Genomic DNA, 20,389 nt, shown 5'->3' on the forward strand with positions numbered 1-20,389 from the left:
CACCTATTCACTCTGATACAAAACATCTAACTCCTCTAAGGCAACTCGAATTTTTTTAAACGTCTCCTGATCCTTGCAAGCAATGGTATGCAGATGAATTCCATCCGTTAACTGAGACAATAGTGTTGCCTGAACAGTGTCTAAACGTTCCATAAAGTCATCTACTTCGTGACGGGAATTCAGATTCAACTGACCACTCAGTTCACCGTACAAAGGATGTTCTACACTGACATTCAATACTTCTCCACCGAAGTCAACAATGGCATACAGTTCCGCCTTAGTTCGATCCATTGTATGTTGACACACAACACGACCAATAAAACGAGTATCCTCTTTTTGAGAATTCATTAAATACCCCCTTGGTGTTGCTGTAATAGCCATTCCTTCTGCTCGAAGTAACGCTACATCTCCAACAATAATTTGACGGCTAACTTGCAATTCTTTTGCCAATGTAGAAGCACTTAACGCCTGCTGACTTTCCTTTAAACGCTTGCTAATCTCTTGTCTTCTTTCAATCGCTTTCATAATATTCAGTCCTTTATTTTTTCAAATTTAAAGAATGGACTAAAAAAACACTCTCTTTGAGTTCATTCTTTTTCTATATATTATCTCGTAACATTTCATTAAATTGATTGCAACAAAACTTGAGAATACTTCCTCATAATTATACCATTTTCTCTAAAGAGCATAAAGCATCTGCACAAATCAGAAATTTTTGTTATACTGAAGTTATTAGAATGAAAAGAGGAAACTCAATGAAAATCACTTATACATTATCAGAAAAAGATTATTTAGATAGTCAAGAATTGATTTTAGATCAATCAAAAACATTTAAGCGTAAGGTGCGAACTACCCGAAATCTAGTTCTAGGTATTTTGTTCATTCTAGTCGCTTTTTTACTCAAGCTATTTGCCCAACAACATTGGAATATTCTTACAATTTCAGGCATATTATTGGCAGTTATTTTGTTTATTTTTTTATTCTTTTTAAAAAATTACTTAAAGCAACAAGCGATCAAAAAAAAATTCAAACAAGCACAGAGTCAACCGGATCTATTCACACTTGAACGAACCTTACTTTTATCACCAGCAAAAATAAAAATCAGTATTAAAGGACGAAATACAAAGACCATTCAGTGGTCGATTATCCAAAAAGTAGTCCTTCAGACTGATTTTATTCTCTATTTCTTGAACGATACACAAGCAGGTATTTTAGCTTCTCCCGGAATGAAACTTACAGATGAAGAGCATCAAAATTTGTTAAGCATTATTACAGAAGTGCTACCGAAAGAACGAATCATTCAAATTAAATAAAAACTGTCGAACTTATCTGAAATCTAGATAAGTTCGACAGTTTTTTATTTATTTGCTTACATTTGGCGACGGCCATTTAAACTTCTGCCAATAAAATTAATTAACCATACAATTAACGCAATTGGAATCAAGATTTTTAAAACTAAGAATAAGATAGCTCCAAAAACACTTGCAACTACGCTAAATAGTGCCATAAATCCTACTGCTGCTAATACGTATACCCAAATCGGATTTCTTTGTCTCATGTGAATTCCCCATTTCTATAATTAGGAACATCAGAAACTGCTTCCATCAGTATCACAGTTACTAAGTTCTTGTCTTTCATTCGATAAACTTATTTTACCATGACTCTCTATCTCTCCACCTCCAACTAAAGTACTAATTCTCAGTCCTTCCTATGACATATCTTTGTAACTGCAACATTATTTATCCTCAAAAAAAGCAGATAAACATCTAACTCCAACGTTTATCTGCCTATTTAAATGTAGCTTTTCTTTATAAAAAAGTATCGTGTAAAGCACAGACTGCTGTTTGCAAATGATCCCCCGCGACTAAAATCCAAATGGTTGTATAACTGTCTGCTGATTGTAAAATATCAATATCAGCCTCTGTCAAGGTTGTTACAATTTTTGAAGTCACTCCTGGAACGCCTGTAATTCCTGCTCCAACAATAGCGACTTTCGCACAATTTTCCAACGTCGCTATGTTAATATTCTCTTTAGCAAAAATAGCTTTAGCCAATTTCGCTTCTTGCTTTACTAGAGTAAACACCACTTGATGTGGAAAAATATTAATAAAATCAACACTAATGCTAGCATTTGCTAACAAACTAAAAATAATTTTTTGACTATAATTTTCTGTCTCAATCGTAAATTGAACTAAATCAGAAACATGAGCAATTCCAGTAACTAAACGGTAATGTCCAACCTGTTGCTCTGAATTGGTCACCAAGGTTCCTAAATCAGTTACCGTTTGATATGTCGAACGAATTCGCAATGGGATTCCAGCTTGCATCGCTAATTCAACAGCACGAGGATGGATGACTTTTGCACCTTCATGCGCCATATTGCTAACTTCTTGATAACTAACTACATCAAGAAACTTTGCTTGCTTTACTAATCGTGGATCAGCCGTCATCATTCCTGAAACATCGGTAAAAATATCAATTCGTTCGGCTTTAAAAGCTTTTCCTAACAACGCTGCCGTTGTGTCACTACCACCTCGGCCAATAGTTGTAATATGTCCTGCTTCACTAACTCCTTGAAATCCAGCCACGACAACGACATCTAAGGTTTCAAAAGCATTTAAAATCGCTTCTGTCTCAATTCGTTCAACTTTTGCGTTCCCAAATTCCTCATTTGTAATAATTCCCGCATCTTGTCCTGTAAACGCACTTGCTAAAAGGCCTTCGCGTTTCAAAAGATTTGTAAAAACGGTTGTTGAAATCGTCTCACCCACTGATAAAAGCAAATCACGTTCACGTAAATCTAGCAAACTTTGATCTCCATCTACTAAAGAAAGTAACGAATCCGTTGCATAAGGATCCCCTAAACGCCCAATTGCCGAAACTACCACAATTACCTTATAGTCATCTTCAACTGCTTGAATAATATGTTTCTTCGCTGCATTTCGGCTTTCATCATCTTTAACTGATGTTCCACCAAATTTTTGTACTAAAATTTTCATCTTGGAACCGCCCTTTTACTGAAAAGAAGCACTCAAAGTATCACTACTTAAGTACTTCTTTAAAATTTAACTGATTATTATTGAATCACTGCTTTACTATTTGGCTCAACTAAGAATTGTTGCCCTGTTTCAACATAAAGTTTGTACCATACCATAAAGGTCACTACTGTCCAAATTTTACGTGAATGATCGAATTTCCCAGCACAATGCTCCTCTAATAAATTTACAACATAGGCTTTATTAATCAGATGGTCAGTTTGCGACTCTTGAATAATACCACGTACCCAACCATTCATCTCATCTTTTAACCAATGACGAATCGGAACCGGGAACCCAAGTTTTTTACGATACAATACATTATCTGGCACAAAGCTCTCAGCAGCTTTACGTAAAATATATTTAGTCGTACCATTGGCAATTCTTAAATCAGATGGCAATTCACGTGCGACACGGAAAACCTCTTTATCTAAGAACGGTGTTCTCAATTCTAGCGAAGCTGCCATTGTTGTGCGGTCAGCATTTAATAATAAATCGCCATTTAACCAAGTATGAATATCAATAAATTGCATTCTATCAATTGGATCATACCCTTGTGAGCGATCATAATAGGGTTTCGTTACATCTTGGTAAGGATGATTTGGTAAATAATTGACTAATAATTTTTGTTTTTCAGCTTCTTCAAAAATCTTAGCATTCCCTACATAACGTTGTTCCATCGGCGTTGTCCCACGTTGCAAGAAACTCTTACCGCGCATTCCCTCAGGCATTACTTTTGATAAATGATTTAAACCTTTTTTCAATCCATTTGGCAAACTATTAATTTTTTTCAATGAATTCGGTTCGTTATAGATTGTATAACCACCAAAGACTTCATCAGCCCCTTCACCAGATAGAGCTACTTTAACATGCTTACGGGCAATTTCTGATAGGAAAAATTGTGGAACTGCCGCTGGATCTGCCAAAGGATCATCCATATGCCAAACAAAACGTGGAAATTCATCCATAAATTGTTGTGCAGTGATAATTTCACTAATATTTTCAACATTTAAACGTTGCGCTGTTTCTTCGGCTACGTCAATCTCACTATATCCTTCACGCTCAAAACCAACTGAGATTGTTTTAATCGCTGGGTTAAATTCGCGAGCAATCGCTACAATAATTGATGAATCCACTCCACCTGAAAGGAACGAACCAACCGTTACATCACTACGCATATGTTTTTCAACAGAGTCATACAAGACATCTTTAATAGCTTTAGCAAATTCATCTTCTGATTTTTGCACTGGCGCAAATGTCGCTTCCCAATAACGAGTGATTTTCATGTCTTCATTTAATTTCTTCGTAAAATAATGACCTGGTGCTAAACGATGAATATTCGTTGTCAGTGTATCTGGATCTGGAACAAACTGAAACGTCATATAATTCTGCAAAGCAACAGGATTGATCTCTTTTTTCTTTAAGATTTGATAAATTGATTTTTTCTCTGATGCTACGTAAATATTGCCATCTTCTTCTGCATAATGGAACGGTTTAATCCCAAAATGATCACGAGCTCCATAAACGGTTTTCTCTTGCTTATCCCAAATGACAAAACCAAACATACCACGCAATTTTTCAGCTGTTTTTTCTTTGTATTTTGCATAAGCTCCAATAATCACCTCTGTATCACTATCTGTTTCAAAGGTTTGACCATCTGCAATTAATTCATTACGTAATTCAATATAATTATATACTTCGCCATTAAAAATAATCCAATAACGTTCATTTTCATAAGATAGGGGTTGATGTCCTTTTTCTACATCAATAATGCTTAAGCGTCTAAAACCAAAACTGATATCATCATCAAAATAGAACCCTTCATCGTCTGGTCCTCTATGAACAATCACGCTGTTCATCTCTTTGATTGTTTTTTCATAATCTAATCCATGGTCTTTTGTCTCACTGCCATGAATACATCCAACAAATCCACACATATTTTGATTCCTCATTTCCATCATTCTAGATATATGTTCATTTTCACCTTTTATTTACTTGTCCTATTATAGCGAACAAATACTGTTGATTCAACCAATTCGACGGGAATATTTTGTTTAAACTTTCGTTAAGAAGATTTCATCAAAATGAAAACACTTTTATGAATTTTTGGTTAGCTGAGAATCACTTTTTCTTTCTCGATAAATAATCAGTCCAGAATTCGTATCCTCAATCCATAGTTTCAAACCATACTTCACAACTAAATAAGCATAATAAAAATCACCTATGCAACCTGCACTATGTAAGGCAAATAAAAATAATGCAAAAACAGGAAACTGTTGTCCAATCACCCAATAAACTCCTGTCAAAATCAAAAATGGACTAAGAGCAAGAATTAAAAATTGCCATCCGCGATAAAAGCTTCCTGGCGCACCAGCATAAGCCATTCCCCTTTTAAAACCAAATTGAACCTTTTTTGCCCCAAATACTTTAAAAAAAACACCATGAATCCCTTCATGAATTATTAGGGAAATAAAAAAAGCACCACTACTGTAAATCACCCATTTGCTAATAAAAAGCAGCATTTGACTAAAAACAGCCCAATCAAATTGACTAAAATAGAGACTGATTATTTGACTGGTTGCAGGCAGTTGCTTAAATAAACAAACAGAAAAAAGTAAAACAATACAAAAAATCAACAGACTGCCACGACTTAATTGATTAATTAGTGAAGTATCTGCAAACAAATTAACTTTTTTGATAACAACTAAATTAGCTTTCATCCTCTTTCCTCCTCCATCAAACTCTTTATAAGTCCATTGTATAAAATTTAATAAAAAAAGAGAAGAATTTCCTCTTCTCTAAATAAATGATTCTCTTGAATAAAAGAGATAATCACATCCGATATACTATGTAAGCACGCACATAGTATATCGGATGTTTTTTTATAAATCTATAGAAATTTGTTTCACTTTTCGTGAGAAAAATTATGCTATAATAAAACTATCTTATTTATTGGAGCGTGATTTTGTGTTATTAAAAGAGGTTTGTGTAGAAAACTTTACGAATATTCCTGCCGCTTTAGCTCGTGGAGCGAATCGAGTTGAACTTTGTGATAATTTAACTGTTGGTGGAACAACCGTTAGTACAGGAGTGATGGAAGAAACCATGCATTATTGTTCTGAAAAATCGATTCCTGTCATGGCAATCATTCGTCCAAGAGGTGGAAACTTTGTTTTTCATGATACAGAATTAAAAATTATGCGAACAGATTTAATTGAAGCAAAAAAATTAGGCGTAGATGGAGTTGTCCTTGGCTGTTTAACTTCAGATAACTGGATTGATGAAGATGCAATGGAAGAACTTCTAGAAATTGCTGCTGGCTTACAAATTACTTTCCATATGGCTTTTGATGCTATTCCAGAAGCCAAGCAATTTGCAGCAATTGATTGGTTAGTGGAACATAGTGTCCAACGTATCCTCACTCATGGTGGCACAAGTGAGGAACCTATCGAAACTCATTTACCTCATCTAAAAAAACTAGTAGATTACGCTGGTAAACGTATCATTATCTTACCTGGTGGTGGAATTCATTCTGAAAATGCAGAATTTATTGCTACAGAATTAGGTGTAAACGAAGTTCACGGAACAAAAATAGTTGGAACATTTTAAATCGAACGAACGAAAATAAAAGCTTCTGGCTCTGTCACTATATCTCTCTTAGTGGCAGAGTCAGAAGCTTTTTACTTATCGAATATCGTTTGCTTGATAATAACTTTTATTTCCAGAAAGGACACCATTATATAGTTCACTAACTGTAACAAACTGATAGCCTTGCTTTTTTAGAGATTGGATAATTGAATTTAATGCATCTGCTGTAGTTGGGTGAATATCATGCATCAACACAATCGCACCTGATTTAGAGTTTTGTAATACTTCATTATAAACAGCATCTGCATTCCTTGATTTCCAATCTTCAGTATCAACAGACCATTCAATAATCGGCATTTGGTAAACGGCCATTAATTTATCATCAATTGTTCCATATGGTGGTCGTAATAATTTCACCTGATAATCAGCAATTGATCGAATCAGTTCATTTGTAGAAACCACTTGTTGCTTAGCTTCTTCCAAAGAAATATCCGTTAAAACTGGATGCGAAAACGTATGATTTCCAATTTCATGTCCATCCTTTATTTCTCGTTCAAGAATATCTGGATTCAACTGGACACTATTTCCTAAAACGAAAAAAGTTGCCTTGACATCATTTTGTTTTAAAATATCTAAAATTCGTGGTGTCACCATCCGATTAGGACCATCATCAAAAGTTAAAGCAATGACCTTATCTTTTTTCACCATCATATCGATTTCCACAGCTTTTTTTACTAAAAGTGTTTTTCCGGCTACAATGGTATCAGAATCCAGTTGATTTAATTTTTTCAATTCGTTAACAGTCATTTTGTAACGTGTTGCAATACGCCATAAAGTTTCTCCAGATTGAACCATATATGTAGTTGTTTCGGTAGCACTTTCGTCTATTCCACTAGTATTGGGCAAATTATTCTCTGTAGCTGCTACCTTTAATTGCTGACCTGCATACACTGTATCTGTATTCATTTGATTTAATTCTTTAATTTCTTCCATTGGAATCTGATATTTTTTAGCAATCCGCCACAAAGTTTCTCCTTTCTCTACAGTATGAGACAGCCCTTGTTCACTTTTATTGTTCACTCCATAAGCCATTTCACTGGAAATAAACACTAACATAAAAATAGTAATTACGCCTAACAACATTCTATATTTTTTCATAAATAACCTCCTTCGTTTACTAAATAAAAATAGTAAAAACAACTTATAATAAATTCTATTCATTATAGCATAACTCTTTTTATACAACAATAGATATTTAATGTTGAAATAAAAAACTAACACCGTCAATTTCAGCAATCCGCTGTAATCCCTTGCTAGTTTTTTATTGATTCAATCTACTCATTTCAGTAAACTCCCTCTAAATTCATCTATCTTCCTCTTCTAGCGAAGCAAAAAAAACTTTGAGTTTCTCTCTTTCTAATTGATAAAAAACTCGTGGTTGATCTATTAGAGCTGTGAGTAACGAGAGATCATGGAGAGATAATTCTTGATAATGTTCTCTTAGCCAAATCAATGCATCAAGTTTTGAGAGTTCCTGATTTTTAACTTTTCCAATATATTTCTTTACTTCCGCTAGTCTAGCTTTCACTAATTATCCCTCCTTTCTATATATAGTCTACATCTAAAATAAACTATTTAATATTATTGTAATCGTTTACTTTACAATATAGTAAATTTAGTTAAATCTCAAGTAAATACCATTAAATTAGTCTATTTACCTATTTTTTTGTGCACAATGCTAAAAAAAATCCAAATTCTCAATAGCTAAAAGAACCTTTAAAATAAGGTGCAGCCTCTGCATTTTTTCCTTATTTTAAAGATTTTTATTTTTTATAAATTATATTTTTATTTAATTTTTATCATTTATCCTTAGGGACATCAAGACTCCATTCCATTAAACGGCGCGATTAGAATATCTTTCCGATTCACTCTCGACCACCAATCGTGTTTCCAGAGATTCCTTCATAACTGTTCACACTACCTGAAACCCAGCCTAATCCCATCGCAATTTTCCATGGCAATGCCGCTCCAATAGCCAATATAGCAGAATTTACCACTATATTGACTACAAAATTTGAATCGTTTCTTTTTTAAATCATGAGTTTTTGTACAATAAATACAGCTAGCTTTTGTTAGCTAGTGGCAACTTGATTAGTGAGTGTTTGCTTACTATCAAGGCTTTACCGCTCGACTCCACTCGGATAGTAAAGTGCCTTTTTATTTTACTTATTACTATTATCAATCATCCACTGAACTGCTTGTTCTTTTTCTAGAATTATAGGTTCTTCCACAGTTCCTATATTAATTGACTTTATAACAGCCTCATTTAAATTTATAGGATTTTTAATTGTTGAATTTTTTAAAATAGTATCTTTAAACCAGGTATATTTGAAATCTACGTTTTCCAATAAAGAATTACTAAAATTTGCATCTCTTAAATCAGCTGATACAAAGCTACTGTTCTTTATGGTAGAATCAGAAAAATCAGTTTCTGGTAATTCTGCTTTCAAAAAGTTCGTTTGATTTATATTAGCTCTAGCAAAAAAAGTATAGTCTGCCTTACTTTTTACATAACCACCTTGAATGATTTGTGCACTCGCAAAACTAGATGAATATAAATTAGCTCCGTAAAAATCTACATTTTCTAGTTTTAGATTTTCAAATGAGCAATCTGTCAAAGAACTTTCTGAAAGATTAACATTAACAAGATTTTCATTTTCAAATTGGAATTCATCTAATATTAGTTCTTCTCCTTGTTTCCCTAAAGTTTGAACATATTTTTCATGGGATTTTATTTTTTCTTCAATATCTACTTTCATTATCTTTCCCTCCTATTTCACGGATAAAATATGATTTTATCAATTAATCCCTTATTTTTTAATTCGTTAATTAAAATAGTTCTATGTTTAGAAGTCAAGTTAGTAGTATTAATGATTAAATCATGACTTCTATCTAATTCTTTCATTATACTTTCCATTGCTTTATCTAAAGTAAAAGCTCCTTTTTTAGGAGAAGTATGACCATTTGGATAAGAAATAAAACTTTTAACATCGTATTTTTTTCCCTGTAACAGTGTCAATAAATTCCGCACCACCGTTAGCGGTTTTATCTCTTACAATGTGTCCCAAATCTCCTCTTTCCTCTAGAGCTAAGCCAATCTCTCTCTCTAATTCTGACCCTTTCGTTATATTACCACTATGTGATGGGTCTCTAGCCAAATCATCCAAATCAGTTTGAGTTCTTTTTATTTTTGATGGATTAGTCCCACCAGCTTTCTCAGGAACTTCAGGAACCTTACTCCCTCTATTCTTAAACCCTTTCACACCACTATACCCCGCTAATGCAAGATCCAATGTGCCAAATACTCCACGCAAAATGCGCTCTTTTCCGCTTAACTTTCGGCCACCAATCGTGTTTCCAGAGATTGATTCATAACTGTTCACACTACCTGAAACCAGGCCTAATCCCATCGCTATCTTCCATGGCAATGCCGCTCCGATAGCCAATACTGCTCCATTTACCACTGTATTGACTACCAAAGTTGAATCGTTTCTTTTTTAAATCATGAGTTTTTGTACAATAAATACAGCTAGCTTTTGTTAGCTAGTGGCAACTTGATTAGTGAGGTTATGCTTACTAATCAAGGATTTATTACTTGATTACCAGTCTCGTGATAAAGTGCCTTTTTTATTTGATATATTTTTGAATTTCTTTTTCTTTTACAGGAACTACTCTTCCAAAATCTCCTGTATATTCTTCTCCCTCAATATCTTCTGTCCAACCACATCCTACACATTCTAACAGAACCTTATTAGACTCATCTTTATAAACTACCTTTATCTAATTCTTGAAGCTGTAAAGAATAAATTTAATATGACAGATGACGAAATAGAAGTTATGAAGGTTACTTGTCATAAAACAATTTCTAAAAGAAGCGGAAAAAAAAGAGAACGATAAGAATGACTCTTCTAGTCCGTAAAACACTATAAATAAAGTCAATAGATCGTTAGGCTTTCCTAAGGTCGCTATTGACTTTATTTATTGGCACGTACTTTTAATAGTGCCCGAGGAACTCACAAAATAGCATCTACCTTATTGTTCCTCAAGCCTTTTTAGCCTAACATATCTACCGTTTGCATTAGTATCTGAATTTGTTCTTCAAAATCTTATCGATTATTATAAAAGAACACTCTTATGACAATTAGACTTTTAAGACGTGCTTTATTTCTAACAATAGACTACTTATCTCATCATCTAAAGAGATATATTTTTTAATATTTCTTTCTAAATAATTATAAAAATCTGTAAACATAAGATACGCTTGACTATTTTCATTTATAGTTGACGCAATTGCATCAACTTCAATCAAAATATGACAATCATCTAAAGGGATTTTCAACTGAGATAAATCAAATTCATCTAAATCTTCTTTGAATAAAATAGCTTTTCGTTCAATAACACACCCTTCTTTGAGACTGAAATGTTTCAACACTTTTTTTATTCTCTTTCTCATGCCTAATTCTGTAAAAATTTCATCTAAAAGAACTTCAATATCTTCAGTTTTTGTTATTAATCTATATTCCATTATTTTCTCCTTAGTCCAAAATTGGATAAAAATTCTTTACATTTCCAAACTCATCAAGATAACCAATAAAATTTAAACCATTTGAAGCAGTACCTTCAATCCTTCCATTGATTAACTTCCCATTTTGCATAGCTTCAGACCCTAATTCATACATTTTGTCATCACTAATAATAGATGGATCATAAAGTGTTTTCGGGTCTCTCGCATTTTTATAAGTAACAGGGTCCGCAACATTTCCTGTTATATCTTTTCTTGGTATTCTATATTCTACTTCATAAACGCCATCAATAGTTGGATGAGAGGTTTTAGAAATGACTAAATCATCTCCATTAATACCTTGACTCTGTAAAGCTTTATAAAACTCATCTGCATTATGCCCACCACTAATTCCTTTTTTGGTACTTATTCCTTCAACATTTTTTAAATGATTTTTCGCATTTTCACCAATTTTTAAATTCCCAGCCCCACTAGCTTTCTCAGGAATTTCAGGAACCTTACTCCCTCTATTCTTAAACCCTTTCACACCACTATATCCCACTAATGCAAGATCCAATGCACCAAATACTCCACGCAGAATGCGCTCTTTTCCGCTTAACTCTCGACCACCAATTGTGTTTCCTGAGATTGCTTCATAACTGTTCACACTACCTGATACCAAGCCTAATCCCATCGCTATTTTCCATGGCAATGCCGCTCCAATAGCCAATATAGCAGAATTTACCACTATATTGACTACAAAAGTTGAATCGTTTCTTTTTTAAATCATGAGTTTTTGTACAATAAATACAGCTAGCTTTTGTTAGCTAGTGGCAACTTGATTAGTGAGTGTTTGCTTACTATCAAGGCTTTACCGCTCGACTCCAATCAAATGGTAAAGCACCTTTTTTATTTTATTTATCTTTAAATAATTTCTCACTATAGTGCTTCGTTTTACTCTCCTAAAAGCATATTAACTCTTAGAGAATACATTTCATCCCTATCAATTTCAAAATCTCCTTTTGAAATAAGATCATCAAAATTGCTTAAATCTGTTTTATAGCATAAAAAATCATCTGATGATAAATCTTTTAAACCAATGCTCTTTATTTTTTCTATTCTACTAAAAATATAGTCTGGTATAAACTTTTGTTTTAAACTTAAAATCGCAAGGTTTAAAAATACAGAAACATACTCTGACTCATCTTTTCTCATTGGAATTACTGATTCTTCAAAAGTAGCATCTATTGACTGCTTTTCCGTAAATTTTTGCTCATTTCTAAATTCTTCATAAATTTCTAAGGTACAATCTTTAGCTTCAATATATTTTTTTTCGTTCATTTTTTTCTCCCAGTTTAATATTTAGTATATATATTCAACGTTACCTTTGGATATTTGTATCTAAATTCTAATATAAGATTCGTACAACTTTGACATGTAGGTAATTCTGTGTATAAATCTATAACTCCTTTAGTGTTGAAATCAATTTTTGAAGCAATATCCTCCAAAATTTTTGCTTCTGTGTCATTAAATCTTGGAAACCTGTCATCCACATATGATGTTAAAGCTTTTTTATCTTTAGTAACTGAAAAATCTGCTAAATCATAACCCTTACTAGAATCGCTATGAATTCCACTATGAGCTACATATTCATTTTTTAATCCATCTATTTGTACATCTGCAATTGCGACATTTCCATCCGCTCTCAAACGCTTATTTGGCATTTGCTCTCTTAATTTGTCGCCTCTTTTTTGAAAATTCTCAACTTTTTGTGTTTTAGTAAGTCCACCAGCTTTCTCAGGAACTTCAGGAACCTTACTCCCTCTATTCTTAAACCCTTTCACACCACTGTACCCCGCTAATGCAAGATCCAATGTGCCAAATACTCCACGCAAAATGCGCTCTTTTCCGCTTAACTTTCGGCCACCAATCGTGTTTCCAGAGATTCCTTCATAACTGTTCACACTACCTGAAACCAAGCCTAATCCCATCGCTATTTTCCATGGCAATGCCGCTCCGATAGCCAATACTGCTCCATTTACCACGGTATTGACTACTAAATTCATTTTCTTTTCATTGAAAGATGTGTACTCAAACGCTGTACTCGCAAAAGCCAATGCTTCATATTCCTCATAGGTCCTACACCCGACTCTTGTTGGAGCGGAAAATACTCTTCCTTGGATTTCTAGGGGCTATAAATTGAGCTATATAAGTAGAAAAAGAAACGACCAAGTTCAATCGTTTCTTTTTTAAATCATGAGTTTTTTTTACAATGAATACAGCTAATTGGCAACTTGATTAGTGAGTGCATTCTTACTAATCAAGGCTTTACTATCTGACTCCAATCAGGTAGTAAAGTGCCTTTTTTAATTATAATTGTTGAAATACTCAATAATTATATTTTGCATAGAATCATTATTAATTGTATCATCGCTAATAAAATTTAAAAATAAATCATAAACTTCTTGGTTTTTATACTTAGATAGAAGTTTACAAATAGACAACAACATTTCTGATTCTATATTGTGATTATTTTGAAAATATTTAGCTAATACTTTGGCTGAATTGTCATTTATTTTATTTTCTACCACTTCAATAAATATAATTTTTTCATAGCTTGAATAATCTTCTGATGTAATTAATTCAATAAGCTCATCTTTATTTAAATCCTCTTTAAATATTTTTAATCGACTCTTATCTACATCATTTCTAGCTTTTTTGTCGTCATTATAATAATTTTCTAAAAAAGTGGGATAATCAACTAACTCATAAACTAATGAAGTCATATCTTTAATGTACGAACTAATATTTTCTTTGTAAACCTGAAAATCTTTAAGTTCATATATTGATAATCCTCCAAAATCATCAACTATTCTAATTTCATTTTCTTTTTTTATAAGAACTGGATAGAGTTTATTAATAGTAATATCTCTATTTGCTTTGTTAGAAATTACTTTTACAATCATATTATCTAACCCCCTTTGGTATAAAATTATTATCTAAGTCTATAATCCAAAAATCATCAGTAAGCCCATTCCTAATTTTAAGGTCTTTAGGAATTGGTACTTTCATTTTCACATCATAAAAACTACTTTTACCAGTTTTTAAATTCTGATAATAGTGAATCTTTCCTTTCCCCATTGACGTTTCATAACTATATGTTGACTCCATTTTCGCCCAGTCTGACATGGAACTTCCATCCTTAGTAAGTTCAGAAACTACCTTAGGATCTTTTAAATCAGAACCAGATATAATAGGTTTTGAGTTTTCGAGTATATCACCTTTCATTAACTCATTTTTATACTTTTGGTATTGAATACTATTTTTTGAGTTCTTTGTAACATCAGTCCCACCAGCTTTCTTAGAAGGAACCTTACTCCCTCTAATCTTAAACCCTTTCACACCACTATACCCCGCGGCAATGCGGCTCCGATAGCGCTGAAGAAAGAGAACACTGTAAAGAAAGTCAATAGTCCGCTAGGCTCTCCTAACATCGCTATTAACTTTCTTTATTGGGTATGTGCTTTTGATAGTATCTGAAAAACTCATGAAATAGCTAGTACCTTGACTTGTCCCTCGAGCCTTTTCAGCATAACATGCCCACCGCTTGCATTAATATTTGAATTTGTTCTTTCAAACCTTTTCTACCTAATCCTCAGAATCTAGCAAAATAGTGGAGAAAAAACTGAATTAGTGAATAGCAAACAATCAAGTTGTCCTAGTATTTTTCTTATTTTCCACTTAAATATACTTCTACCATTTTTTTTGGTGCTGGAACAAGATCTTCTTCAATTTCTACATGTTCATTTCTAATTCCCGTATACAAACATTCATCACAAAATTTAACCAATATATCCTCTTTACTAACCATTGTTGTTAATCGTAAATTACTATCATTACAGCTAGGACATAACTCTTCTGTCATGTAAGCACTTAAATCCCATATCAATGATGAGACTTGATTAGAAAGTTCTTCTTCACTTAAACCTTCTATAACCTTATTTGTATAAAAAGGGATAGCTATTTCAAAATTGTCATCAGAATGACCTAGAATTAAACCTACAGAATCCACTCTCGTTATTGCATCTAGGTAATCTATAGATGTATATTTTGAAAACACAGAATAATACTTGTTCACATATCCAATAAGGTCATCAAAGAACCTATTCAAATTATTGGTTTCAAATTTTTTGTAAATGGCTAAAATATCTTCTTTCATATTCTCCTCCTAAGGTTTGGGTACAGGGTAAGTAGTAATTATATTCCCTGCTTTATCCGTGATAACCTTTATCCATGTTGTTGTTTGACCACCTAAGCTAGGCTTAACAGTGCCAACATTTTTACCTATATCTATTACTCTTTCGAACCCTCCAGATTCTATCTGATTTACAGGTGTGTTTACAACTTGTTTTGATTGCAATATATTTTTTAAATCTGACTCAGGAATTGTAAACTGTCCTGCATTTTTCGAAGGATTGTAATGTCTATCTCTGACATGCTTCATCCCCGCATTTTTTGATGGGCTAAATCTAGTCGGATTTTCTGCTAAATTTACTCTTGACTGCACAACTCCAACATTAGGCTTTGTAACATCAGCCCCACCAGCTTTCTCAGGAACTTCAGGAACCTTACTCCCTCTATTCTTAAACCCTTTCACACCACTATACCCCGCTAATGCAAGATCCAATGTGCCAAATACTCCACGCAAAATGCGCTCTTTTCCGCTTAACTTTCGGCCACCAATCGTGTTTCCAGAGATTCCTTCATAACTGTTCACACTACCAGAAAGTAAACCTAATCCCATCGCTATTTTCCATGGCAATGCCGCTCCGATAGCCAATACCGCTCCATTTACCACGGTATTGACTACTAAATTTGTTTTCTTTTCATTGAAAGACGTGTACTCAAACGCTGTACTCGCAAAGGCCAACGCTTCATATTCCTCATACGTACATCCTACACCCGACTCTTGTTGGAGTGCAAGATACTCAGCCTTCATGTACGTTGTCAGTGGGCTTTTTCGGTACATTAAATCCGTTAAGCTAACCTGTTGAAGCGACCCATTTCGATCCATTCCATCTGCTGAATAATTCGGGTTGGGAATCGCTACTTTAGCCGGTGTCGTTTCAGATGCAATATCAAAATGACTGAGCTTTTCCACAAATTGATCCATGCTTTGTAAAAAAGGATAATCTATACTACTAGACAATTCATCTGGAATCTTCGTCACAGCTTGCTGCAGCCAGTACATTTTTTCACCCCAAACATCGTACTGACTTGGGTACTGGCGCACATCTAAACGGATGACGTAATCTTTGTCATATCTCGCAATGTCATCCTCGGCTTTCTCAATCTCTCTCGCCGCTTTCTTTAGTAATTCAACCACAGACAAGCCTTCTTCATTGGCACCATCTGAGCCTAACCATTGAGTGGCTTGGATTTTATTCAACCAGTCTTCTTCATTATACCCCACATCCATCTATAAAATCCTCCCACCAGGAACTTTTTCCCCTGGTTCGTCGATTCCTCTTCCTAAACTTTCATCCAGCTCCACAAAGGTCTCTCCTGTAAATTTCACATACTCGTCTACTCGTTGATAATGTCCCAACAAACCTGCAACGTGCTGTGTTAACACTGGATACATGCCAATCTGTCCCATGGCATCCCCTGCTTCATAAAAATCAATCTGCTCTAATTTCTCTGCTGCTTTATAGGCAACTTCTAACTGCGTCACTGCTTTTTTTAAGGAGGTTTGAATATCGGCTAATTCATCTGGATTAACTTGAATTTTCCCCATTAGGCTGTCACTCCTTCTGGCAATTCATAGGATACCTTTAATTCTTCTACCAACCAGTGAGTCAACCAATAGTGGCTCATTTTATACACATATTCTTCGGAAGGAGAGACAGCGTACAGTTGATTTTCTAACTCAAAAAAGACCCATTCTTCTTTGCTGATTCCAGATTCTGACGGACTAACTTTCCCGATAGAAAGTGGAGCTACGTTAAATTCCGCTTCTTCTAAACCTAATTGTCTCAACTCTGAACGACGCAAGCGTTGCTTCTTAAATGTCAATTCTTCCTCAGTTGCTTCTCGTCGAACTAGCTCATACTCATGGTACAACTTTTCTAATAACGCTTTCCCTGGTAAAACAGAGAGTCGATAGCCTTCTTGTACTTTTTCTAGACAAATCGTTTCTTTTTCATCTGGAACGAGGAAATGATTTTCAACCATCACATACGTTTCACTTTCACAATAACGTTCTAAAATTTTCAATAGAGTCATTCCAATAGAGGTTAACTGGTTTTCTTTCGTAACGACCTGTTTCTTTTGTAGTCTTTCAACCCCAACTTCACTACTTTCTAGTGCCGTTAAACCAACTAAATACAGTTCTGGGAATCCAAATAACTCAGTTCCCCCTAAAATATCCATCAGCACATATACTTCTTGTGCTGAAAAAACATCTTTTTTCATCTTTCCCCTCCTTGATCACGTTCGTTATTTTATAAATGCATCAAATTGATCGAATCGTCGCCATAGTGGCACCTTTATCCATGCTGGCACTATCCTTCTTCAACGCTCGCAAGGCTTTATCTTGAACCTTGACAATCTCTTCAAGTTTTTGATGGCTTTTCAATAAAATGTTTAGGTACATTAAATAGATAGATTTTGACTCTCCAGTCCAGGTACGATTGGACCCTGATGAAATGCCTTCTAAGGTATGAATCGTTTTCAAAGATTGGTGCAAGGCTTCTTTTAACTCATTAGAAGTAGCAATTGCATCAGCTAATGCCCCTCCTTTAATTCTTACATCACTCATCTGTTCTCCTTTCCGAATCTGTTTTAGTTCATTTTTTCACGTTCCTCACGCTTTTTCTCTTCTGCTTTTCTCGCTTCTTCTGCATTATAGTCTTCTTCACGTTTCTTTTCTGCCTGATAAAGCCCACTGTATTCTTCATATTTCTCTCTCGCTACTGTAGAAGCATAGTAAAGTGACTCAGCTTGTCGATGCTGGACATCAACTAAACTCGAAAGCTCTCCATTTAATTCCATAAATTTATCGACTGAATCTTGATTAGGAAGACCCTCAGACTCTGCCGAAAAGTTCATTTTATTCACGTTACTAACCATTGATTGAATCGCTTTTAAATAGTTCGTTTGGTTATCAAATCGAGTTGCTAGCTTTGTTTCTAAGGATTCATACGCATCTCGTTTTTCTTTGTATTCCACTGTTTGAAAATACATACTCTTCTCTCCTTTTAAAATAACTATATATATATATTATCACAACTACTACTACAATTACACGCCTTTTTATTATTTTGATGATTTTAATTTATATTCTATAAAAATAACCTAAAATAAGCTCTCAAAACCATAGAGGCTTTAAGAGCTATCTCGTATTTACTTCTTCTATTCATCAAACTTCTTGACCCTTTTTAGCATACTTTCTGCACATTTTGTGGGTATACTAAAAGAGTAGTATTGATCAAAGTCAGTTCTTTGAACTGATTTGTATCATGTCTGTACGATTAAAAAATCTACAGCCATGACAATTCCTTTTTGCCACCTGACTCTCCATCAGGTGGCTTTTTTATATTTCTACCCTAATCCAAGAACTTACAAATCTTCTTATACCAAACTAAAACTAAATTCCTTTCAAAAAAAAATAGAAAGCACTTCAAGTACTTTCCATTTCTTTCCTTAATTCCTATATAACAGCCTTGTCTACTAAAAAACCTCACTACTTATGATAACGATCATCGCTATAATCAACTGATTTTCAAAACCAACTTCTGTTTTTGAATAATAGTTTTTGATCGTCATGTGTTGTTTGATATACTATACTTGAAAAACAGCTCTATTTGCCAGCGCAAGTCATACAGATTCCCAATTTCTTCAGTGGACTTAAAGGCATCATTCGTAATGATTCGTAGATCAGCTCGTCCTTTTCGACGAATGGTCATTAAACGTAAAAGACTCGTTAAATCCCCTTTTCCACCAAGTATATCAGAGTCTTCATCCTTAGGGTCAGCAAGACTTTCTACAACATGTACGACGGTATTTTTTTGATCCTTGAAACGAAAAAATAGTCCTCCCACTTCATTTGGTCAAATGCAACAAAGTCCATATACCCACAAAAACATAGGGTAGGAATGGCTGATTCATAAAATGTGTTCAGAAGCATGAGGTAGTTTGAACTGTTCAGGATGAACCATTTATTTATAGTCATTTTTGTTTTATACTAATCCAAGTACCAGTACAAAGGATTTTTTATGCAACACTAGTGATATTTTTATATACTATTAAATAACTATTTATCCAATGAATTTTACGCTATAACCTGAACACCTTGACGATCAATCGCAAATTCTTGAATCAATGCTGTTGGATCAACTTGATGAAGCTGATTCATAATCTCTTTTAATTTATCTTTAGGGGTCAGCACTAAAACTGTTGGTCCAGCTCCACTTAAAAAAGTACCGTAAGCTCCATGTGAATTGCTTAACTGACGAACTTCCTCCAAATGCGGAATTAATGCTTTGCGATAAACTTCATGCCATAAATCTTGTTCCATCATCTTTCCAGCTAGGTAAAGATCATTTTTGGCAACTGCTGCAATCATGACATTAGCGATTGAGCTGGCTTTTACCGCCTCTGAATAAACTAGCTCTTGTGGTAATACATTACGACTTTCGCTAGTCAACAACTCAGTTTGTGGGATAAAAGCAATCACACCTGTATCAGGAAACTCCTGTTGAAGAGCAAATACTTCATCATCAATTTTTGCAGCAACGACAAAATCACCTAAAACAGCTGGAGCTACATTATCTGGATGACCTTCAATTTTTGTGGCAATTTTAATTTTCTCCTCAGAAGTCAAATTCAGTTCAGCTAACTGATTTGCTAATTCAATTCCAGCTACAATTGCAGCAGAACTGCTTCCTAAGCCTCTAGTTGAAGGAACTTCTGAAGTCATCAATAATTTTTTAGGTGTTAGGTTAGGCGCTAAAGAAAGAGCTGTTGTCACAATCACATTACTGGCATCAGTAGGGATTCCTGAACCTAATTCATGTATAACTTCCCATTCTGCTTGTGAATCACCAACTTCTAATGTTAGATAAAGTTGTAATGCCAAACCACAAGAATCAAATCCAGGACCTAAATTAGCTGTTGTTCCGGGAACTTTAATTTTCATTATTTA

At 34.2% G+C, this 20,389-nt stretch carries 27 protein-coding genes; 2 read left to right on the forward strand and 25 right to left on the reverse strand.

Annotated features, from left to right (window positions below):
- Positions 1-3: 3 nt before the first annotated feature.
- The gene (locus BR43_RS01565; RefSeq protein ID WP_034558763.1) at positions 4-525 is read right to left on the reverse strand and encodes a transcription repressor NadR; all 522 of its coding nucleotides are present in this window, start codon (positions 523-525) and stop codon (positions 4-6) included.
- Between the two features lie 230 nt (positions 526-755).
- Here BR43_RS01565 and BR43_RS01570 point away from each other — a divergent pair, with 230 nt between their 5' ends.
- A complete protein-coding gene (locus BR43_RS01570) occupies positions 756-1,313 on the forward strand; it encodes a hypothetical protein (protein WP_034558765.1) in 558 nt (185 codons plus the stop codon).
- Between the two features lie 56 nt (positions 1,314-1,369).
- Here the strand turns inward: BR43_RS01570 and BR43_RS01575 are convergent, their stop codons facing one another.
- The 4 genes from BR43_RS01575 to BR43_RS01590 form a co-directional block, all read right to left on the reverse strand.
- The gene (locus BR43_RS01575; RefSeq protein WP_034558767.1) at positions 1,370-1,558 is read right to left on the reverse strand and encodes a hypothetical protein; all 189 of its coding nucleotides are present in this window, start codon (positions 1,556-1,558) and stop codon (positions 1,370-1,372) included.
- 250 nt (positions 1,559-1,808) lie between these two features.
- Positions 1,809-2,999, reverse strand: coding sequence for an aspartate kinase (dapG, locus tag BR43_RS01580; protein WP_034558769.1), 1,191 nt, complete (start codon positions 2,997-2,999; stop codon positions 1,809-1,811).
- 77 nt (positions 3,000-3,076) lie between these two features.
- Entirely contained in the window at positions 3,077-4,972 is a 1,896-nt protein-coding gene (asnB, locus tag BR43_RS01585; RefSeq protein ID WP_034558771.1) for an asparagine synthase (glutamine-hydrolyzing), read from the reverse strand.
- A 159-nt stretch (positions 4,973-5,131) separates the two neighbouring features.
- Positions 5,132-5,755, reverse strand: a complete 624-nt coding sequence (locus BR43_RS01590; protein ID WP_051933769.1) for a DUF3267 domain-containing protein — start codon at positions 5,753-5,755, stop codon at positions 5,132-5,134.
- A 247-nt stretch (positions 5,756-6,002) separates the two neighbouring features.
- Between BR43_RS01590 and BR43_RS01595 the strand changes: the two genes are divergently transcribed.
- Entirely contained in the window at positions 6,003-6,644 is a 642-nt protein-coding gene (locus BR43_RS01595) for a copper homeostasis protein CutC (protein WP_034558773.1), read from the forward strand.
- Positions 6,645-6,719: 75 nt separating this feature from the next.
- Here the strand turns inward: BR43_RS01595 and BR43_RS01600 are convergent, their stop codons facing one another.
- The 20 genes from BR43_RS01600 to thrB all read right to left on the reverse strand — a co-directional run bounded on the left by BR43_RS01600 (position 6,720) and on the right by thrB (position 20,383).
- Positions 6,720-7,781, reverse strand: a complete 1,062-nt coding sequence (locus tag BR43_RS01600) for a polysaccharide deacetylase family protein (RefSeq protein ID WP_034558775.1) — start codon at positions 7,779-7,781, stop codon at positions 6,720-6,722.
- Positions 7,782-7,986: 205 nt separating this feature from the next.
- On the reverse strand, positions 7,987-8,211 hold the full coding sequence (locus BR43_RS01605) for a hypothetical protein (RefSeq protein WP_034558778.1): 225 nt from the start codon (positions 8,209-8,211) through the stop codon (positions 7,987-7,989).
- A gap of 337 nt (positions 8,212-8,548) precedes the next feature.
- Positions 8,549-8,680, reverse strand: coding sequence for a hypothetical protein (locus BR43_RS20545; RefSeq protein ID WP_281173939.1), 132 nt, complete (start codon positions 8,678-8,680; stop codon positions 8,549-8,551).
- 165 nt (positions 8,681-8,845) lie between these two features.
- Positions 8,846-9,442, reverse strand: a complete 597-nt coding sequence (locus tag BR43_RS01610) for a pentapeptide repeat-containing protein (RefSeq protein WP_034558780.1) — start codon at positions 9,440-9,442, stop codon at positions 8,846-8,848.
- Positions 9,443-9,459: 17 nt separating this feature from the next.
- A complete protein-coding gene (locus BR43_RS01615) occupies positions 9,460-9,702 on the reverse strand; it encodes a hypothetical protein (protein WP_034558782.1) in 243 nt (80 codons plus the stop codon).
- Positions 9,668-10,162 carry a hypothetical protein gene (locus tag BR43_RS01620; protein ID WP_169741008.1) on the reverse strand — a complete coding sequence of 165 codons (495 nt, stop codon included), beginning with the start codon at positions 10,160-10,162 and terminating at the stop codon, positions 9,668-9,670. The genes BR43_RS01615 and BR43_RS01620 overlap by 35 nt, the downstream gene beginning before the upstream one ends.
- A gap of 662 nt (positions 10,163-10,824) precedes the next feature.
- Complete coding sequence (locus BR43_RS01625) at positions 10,825-11,208, reverse strand: hypothetical protein (protein ID WP_051933770.1); 384 nt, start codon at positions 11,206-11,208, stop codon at positions 10,825-10,827.
- 10 nt (positions 11,209-11,218) lie between these two features.
- The gene (locus BR43_RS01630) at positions 11,219-11,932 is read right to left on the reverse strand and encodes a CdiA family toxin C-terminal domain-containing protein (RefSeq protein ID WP_211252890.1); all 714 of its coding nucleotides are present in this window, start codon (positions 11,930-11,932) and stop codon (positions 11,219-11,221) included.
- Positions 11,933-12,138: 206 nt separating this feature from the next.
- A complete protein-coding gene (locus BR43_RS01635) occupies positions 12,139-12,525 on the reverse strand; it encodes a hypothetical protein (RefSeq protein WP_034558787.1) in 387 nt (128 codons plus the stop codon).
- 14 nt (positions 12,526-12,539) lie between these two features.
- Positions 12,540-13,250 carry a deaminase domain-containing protein gene (locus tag BR43_RS20395; RefSeq protein WP_245617794.1) on the reverse strand — a complete coding sequence of 237 codons (711 nt, stop codon included), beginning with the start codon at positions 13,248-13,250 and terminating at the stop codon, positions 12,540-12,542.
- Positions 13,251-13,550: 300 nt separating this feature from the next.
- Positions 13,551-14,150 carry a hypothetical protein gene (locus tag BR43_RS01645; RefSeq protein WP_034558790.1) on the reverse strand — a complete coding sequence of 200 codons (600 nt, stop codon included), beginning with the start codon at positions 14,148-14,150 and terminating at the stop codon, positions 13,551-13,553.
- Between the two features lies 1 nt (position 14,151).
- On the reverse strand, positions 14,152-14,586 hold the full coding sequence (locus BR43_RS01650) for a hypothetical protein (protein WP_034558792.1): 435 nt from the start codon (positions 14,584-14,586) through the stop codon (positions 14,152-14,154).
- 328 nt (positions 14,587-14,914) lie between these two features.
- Positions 14,915-15,403: a hypothetical protein gene (locus BR43_RS01655; protein WP_034558794.1), complete on the reverse strand. Its 489-nt coding sequence runs from the start codon at positions 15,401-15,403 to the stop codon at positions 14,915-14,917.
- A gap of 9 nt (positions 15,404-15,412) precedes the next feature.
- Entirely contained in the window at positions 15,413-16,663 is a 1,251-nt protein-coding gene (locus BR43_RS18915; RefSeq protein ID WP_051933771.1) for a hypothetical protein, read from the reverse strand.
- Positions 16,664-16,981, reverse strand: a complete 318-nt coding sequence (locus BR43_RS01665) for a hypothetical protein (RefSeq protein ID WP_034558801.1) — start codon at positions 16,979-16,981, stop codon at positions 16,664-16,666.
- Positions 16,981-17,658 (reverse strand): DUF5081 family protein, encoded by a 678-nt coding sequence (locus BR43_RS01670; protein ID WP_034558804.1) that lies wholly within the window; start codon positions 17,656-17,658, stop codon positions 16,981-16,983. The genes BR43_RS01665 and BR43_RS01670 overlap by 1 nt, the downstream gene beginning before the upstream one ends.
- Positions 17,659-17,698: 40 nt before the next feature.
- Entirely contained in the window at positions 17,699-18,004 is a 306-nt protein-coding gene (locus tag BR43_RS01675; protein WP_034558806.1) for a hypothetical protein, read from the reverse strand.
- A gap of 23 nt (positions 18,005-18,027) precedes the next feature.
- The gene (locus BR43_RS01680) at positions 18,028-18,429 is read right to left on the reverse strand and encodes a hypothetical protein (protein WP_034558808.1); all 402 of its coding nucleotides are present in this window, start codon (positions 18,427-18,429) and stop codon (positions 18,028-18,030) included.
- Positions 18,430-19,007: 578 nt separating this feature from the next.
- Positions 19,008-19,286: a hypothetical protein gene (locus BR43_RS01685; RefSeq protein WP_051933772.1), complete on the reverse strand. Its 279-nt coding sequence runs from the start codon at positions 19,284-19,286 to the stop codon at positions 19,008-19,010.
- Positions 19,287-19,516: 230 nt separating this feature from the next.
- On the reverse strand, positions 19,517-20,383 hold the full coding sequence (thrB, locus tag BR43_RS01690; RefSeq protein ID WP_034558810.1) for a homoserine kinase: 867 nt from the start codon (positions 20,381-20,383) through the stop codon (positions 19,517-19,519).
- Positions 20,384-20,389: the final 6 nt, after the last annotated feature.

The organism is Carnobacterium gallinarum DSM 4847 (genome assembly GCF_000744375.1).
Lineage (GTDB): Bacteria > Bacillota > Bacilli > Lactobacillales > Carnobacteriaceae > Carnobacterium > Carnobacterium gallinarum.

What these genes read in the sequence shown, in the direction of transcription:
- BR43_RS01565 (WP_034558763.1), bottom strand. Translation starts at nt 525, where the DNA reads ATGAAAGCGATTGAAAGAAGACAAGAGATTAGCAAGCGTTTAAAGGAA.
- BR43_RS01570 (WP_034558765.1), top strand. Translation starts at nt 756, where the DNA reads ATGAAAATCACTTATACATTATCAGAAAAAGATTATTTAGATAGTCAA.
- BR43_RS01575 (WP_034558767.1), bottom strand. Translation starts at nt 1,558, where the DNA reads ATGAGACAAAGAAATCCGATTTGGGTATACGTATTAGCAGCAGTAGGA.
- dapG (WP_034558769.1), bottom strand. Translation starts at nt 2,999, where the DNA reads ATGAAAATTTTAGTACAAAAATTTGGTGGAACATCAGTTAAAGATGAT.
- asnB (WP_034558771.1), bottom strand. Translation starts at nt 4,972, where the DNA reads ATGTGTGGATTTGTTGGATGTATTCATGGCAGTGAGACAAAAGACCAT.
- BR43_RS01590 (WP_051933769.1), bottom strand. Translation starts at nt 5,755, where the DNA reads ATGAAAGCTAATTTAGTTGTTATCAAAAAAGTTAATTTGTTTGCAGAT.
- BR43_RS01600 (WP_034558775.1), bottom strand. Translation starts at nt 7,781, where the DNA reads ATGAAAAAATATAGAATGTTGTTAGGCGTAATTACTATTTTTATGTTA.
- BR43_RS01610 (WP_034558780.1), bottom strand. Translation starts at nt 9,442, where the DNA reads ATGAAAGTAGATATTGAAGAAAAAATAAAATCCCATGAAAAATATGTT.
- BR43_RS01625 (WP_051933770.1), bottom strand. Translation starts at nt 11,208, where the DNA reads ATGGAATATAGATTAATAACAAAAACTGAAGATATTGAAGTTCTTTTA.
- BR43_RS01635 (WP_034558787.1), bottom strand. Translation starts at nt 12,525, where the DNA reads ATGAACGAAAAAAAATATATTGAAGCTAAAGATTGTACCTTAGAAATT.
- BR43_RS20395 (WP_245617794.1), bottom strand. Translation starts at nt 13,250, where the DNA reads ATGAATTTAGTAGTCAATACCGTGGTAAATGGAGCAGTATTGGCTATC.
- BR43_RS01645 (WP_034558790.1), bottom strand. Translation starts at nt 14,150, where the DNA reads ATGATTGTAAAAGTAATTTCTAACAAAGCAAATAGAGATATTACTATT.
- BR43_RS01655 (WP_034558794.1), bottom strand. Translation starts at nt 15,403, where the DNA reads ATGAAAGAAGATATTTTAGCCATTTACAAAAAATTTGAAACCAATAAT.
- BR43_RS18915 (WP_051933771.1), bottom strand. Translation starts at nt 16,663, where the DNA reads ATGGATGTGGGGTATAATGAAGAAGACTGGTTGAATAAAATCCAAGCC.
- BR43_RS01665 (WP_034558801.1), bottom strand. Translation starts at nt 16,981, where the DNA reads ATGGGGAAAATTCAAGTTAATCCAGATGAATTAGCCGATATTCAAACC.
- BR43_RS01670 (WP_034558804.1), bottom strand. Translation starts at nt 17,658, where the DNA reads ATGAAAAAAGATGTTTTTTCAGCACAAGAAGTATATGTGCTGATGGAT.
- BR43_RS01675 (WP_034558806.1), bottom strand. Translation starts at nt 18,004, where the DNA reads ATGAGTGATGTAAGAATTAAAGGAGGGGCATTAGCTGATGCAATTGCT.
- BR43_RS01680 (WP_034558808.1), bottom strand. Translation starts at nt 18,429, where the DNA reads ATGTATTTTCAAACAGTGGAATACAAAGAAAAACGAGATGCGTATGAA.
- thrB (WP_034558810.1), bottom strand. Translation starts at nt 20,383, where the DNA reads ATGAAAATTAAAGTTCCCGGAACAACAGCTAATTTAGGTCCTGGATTT.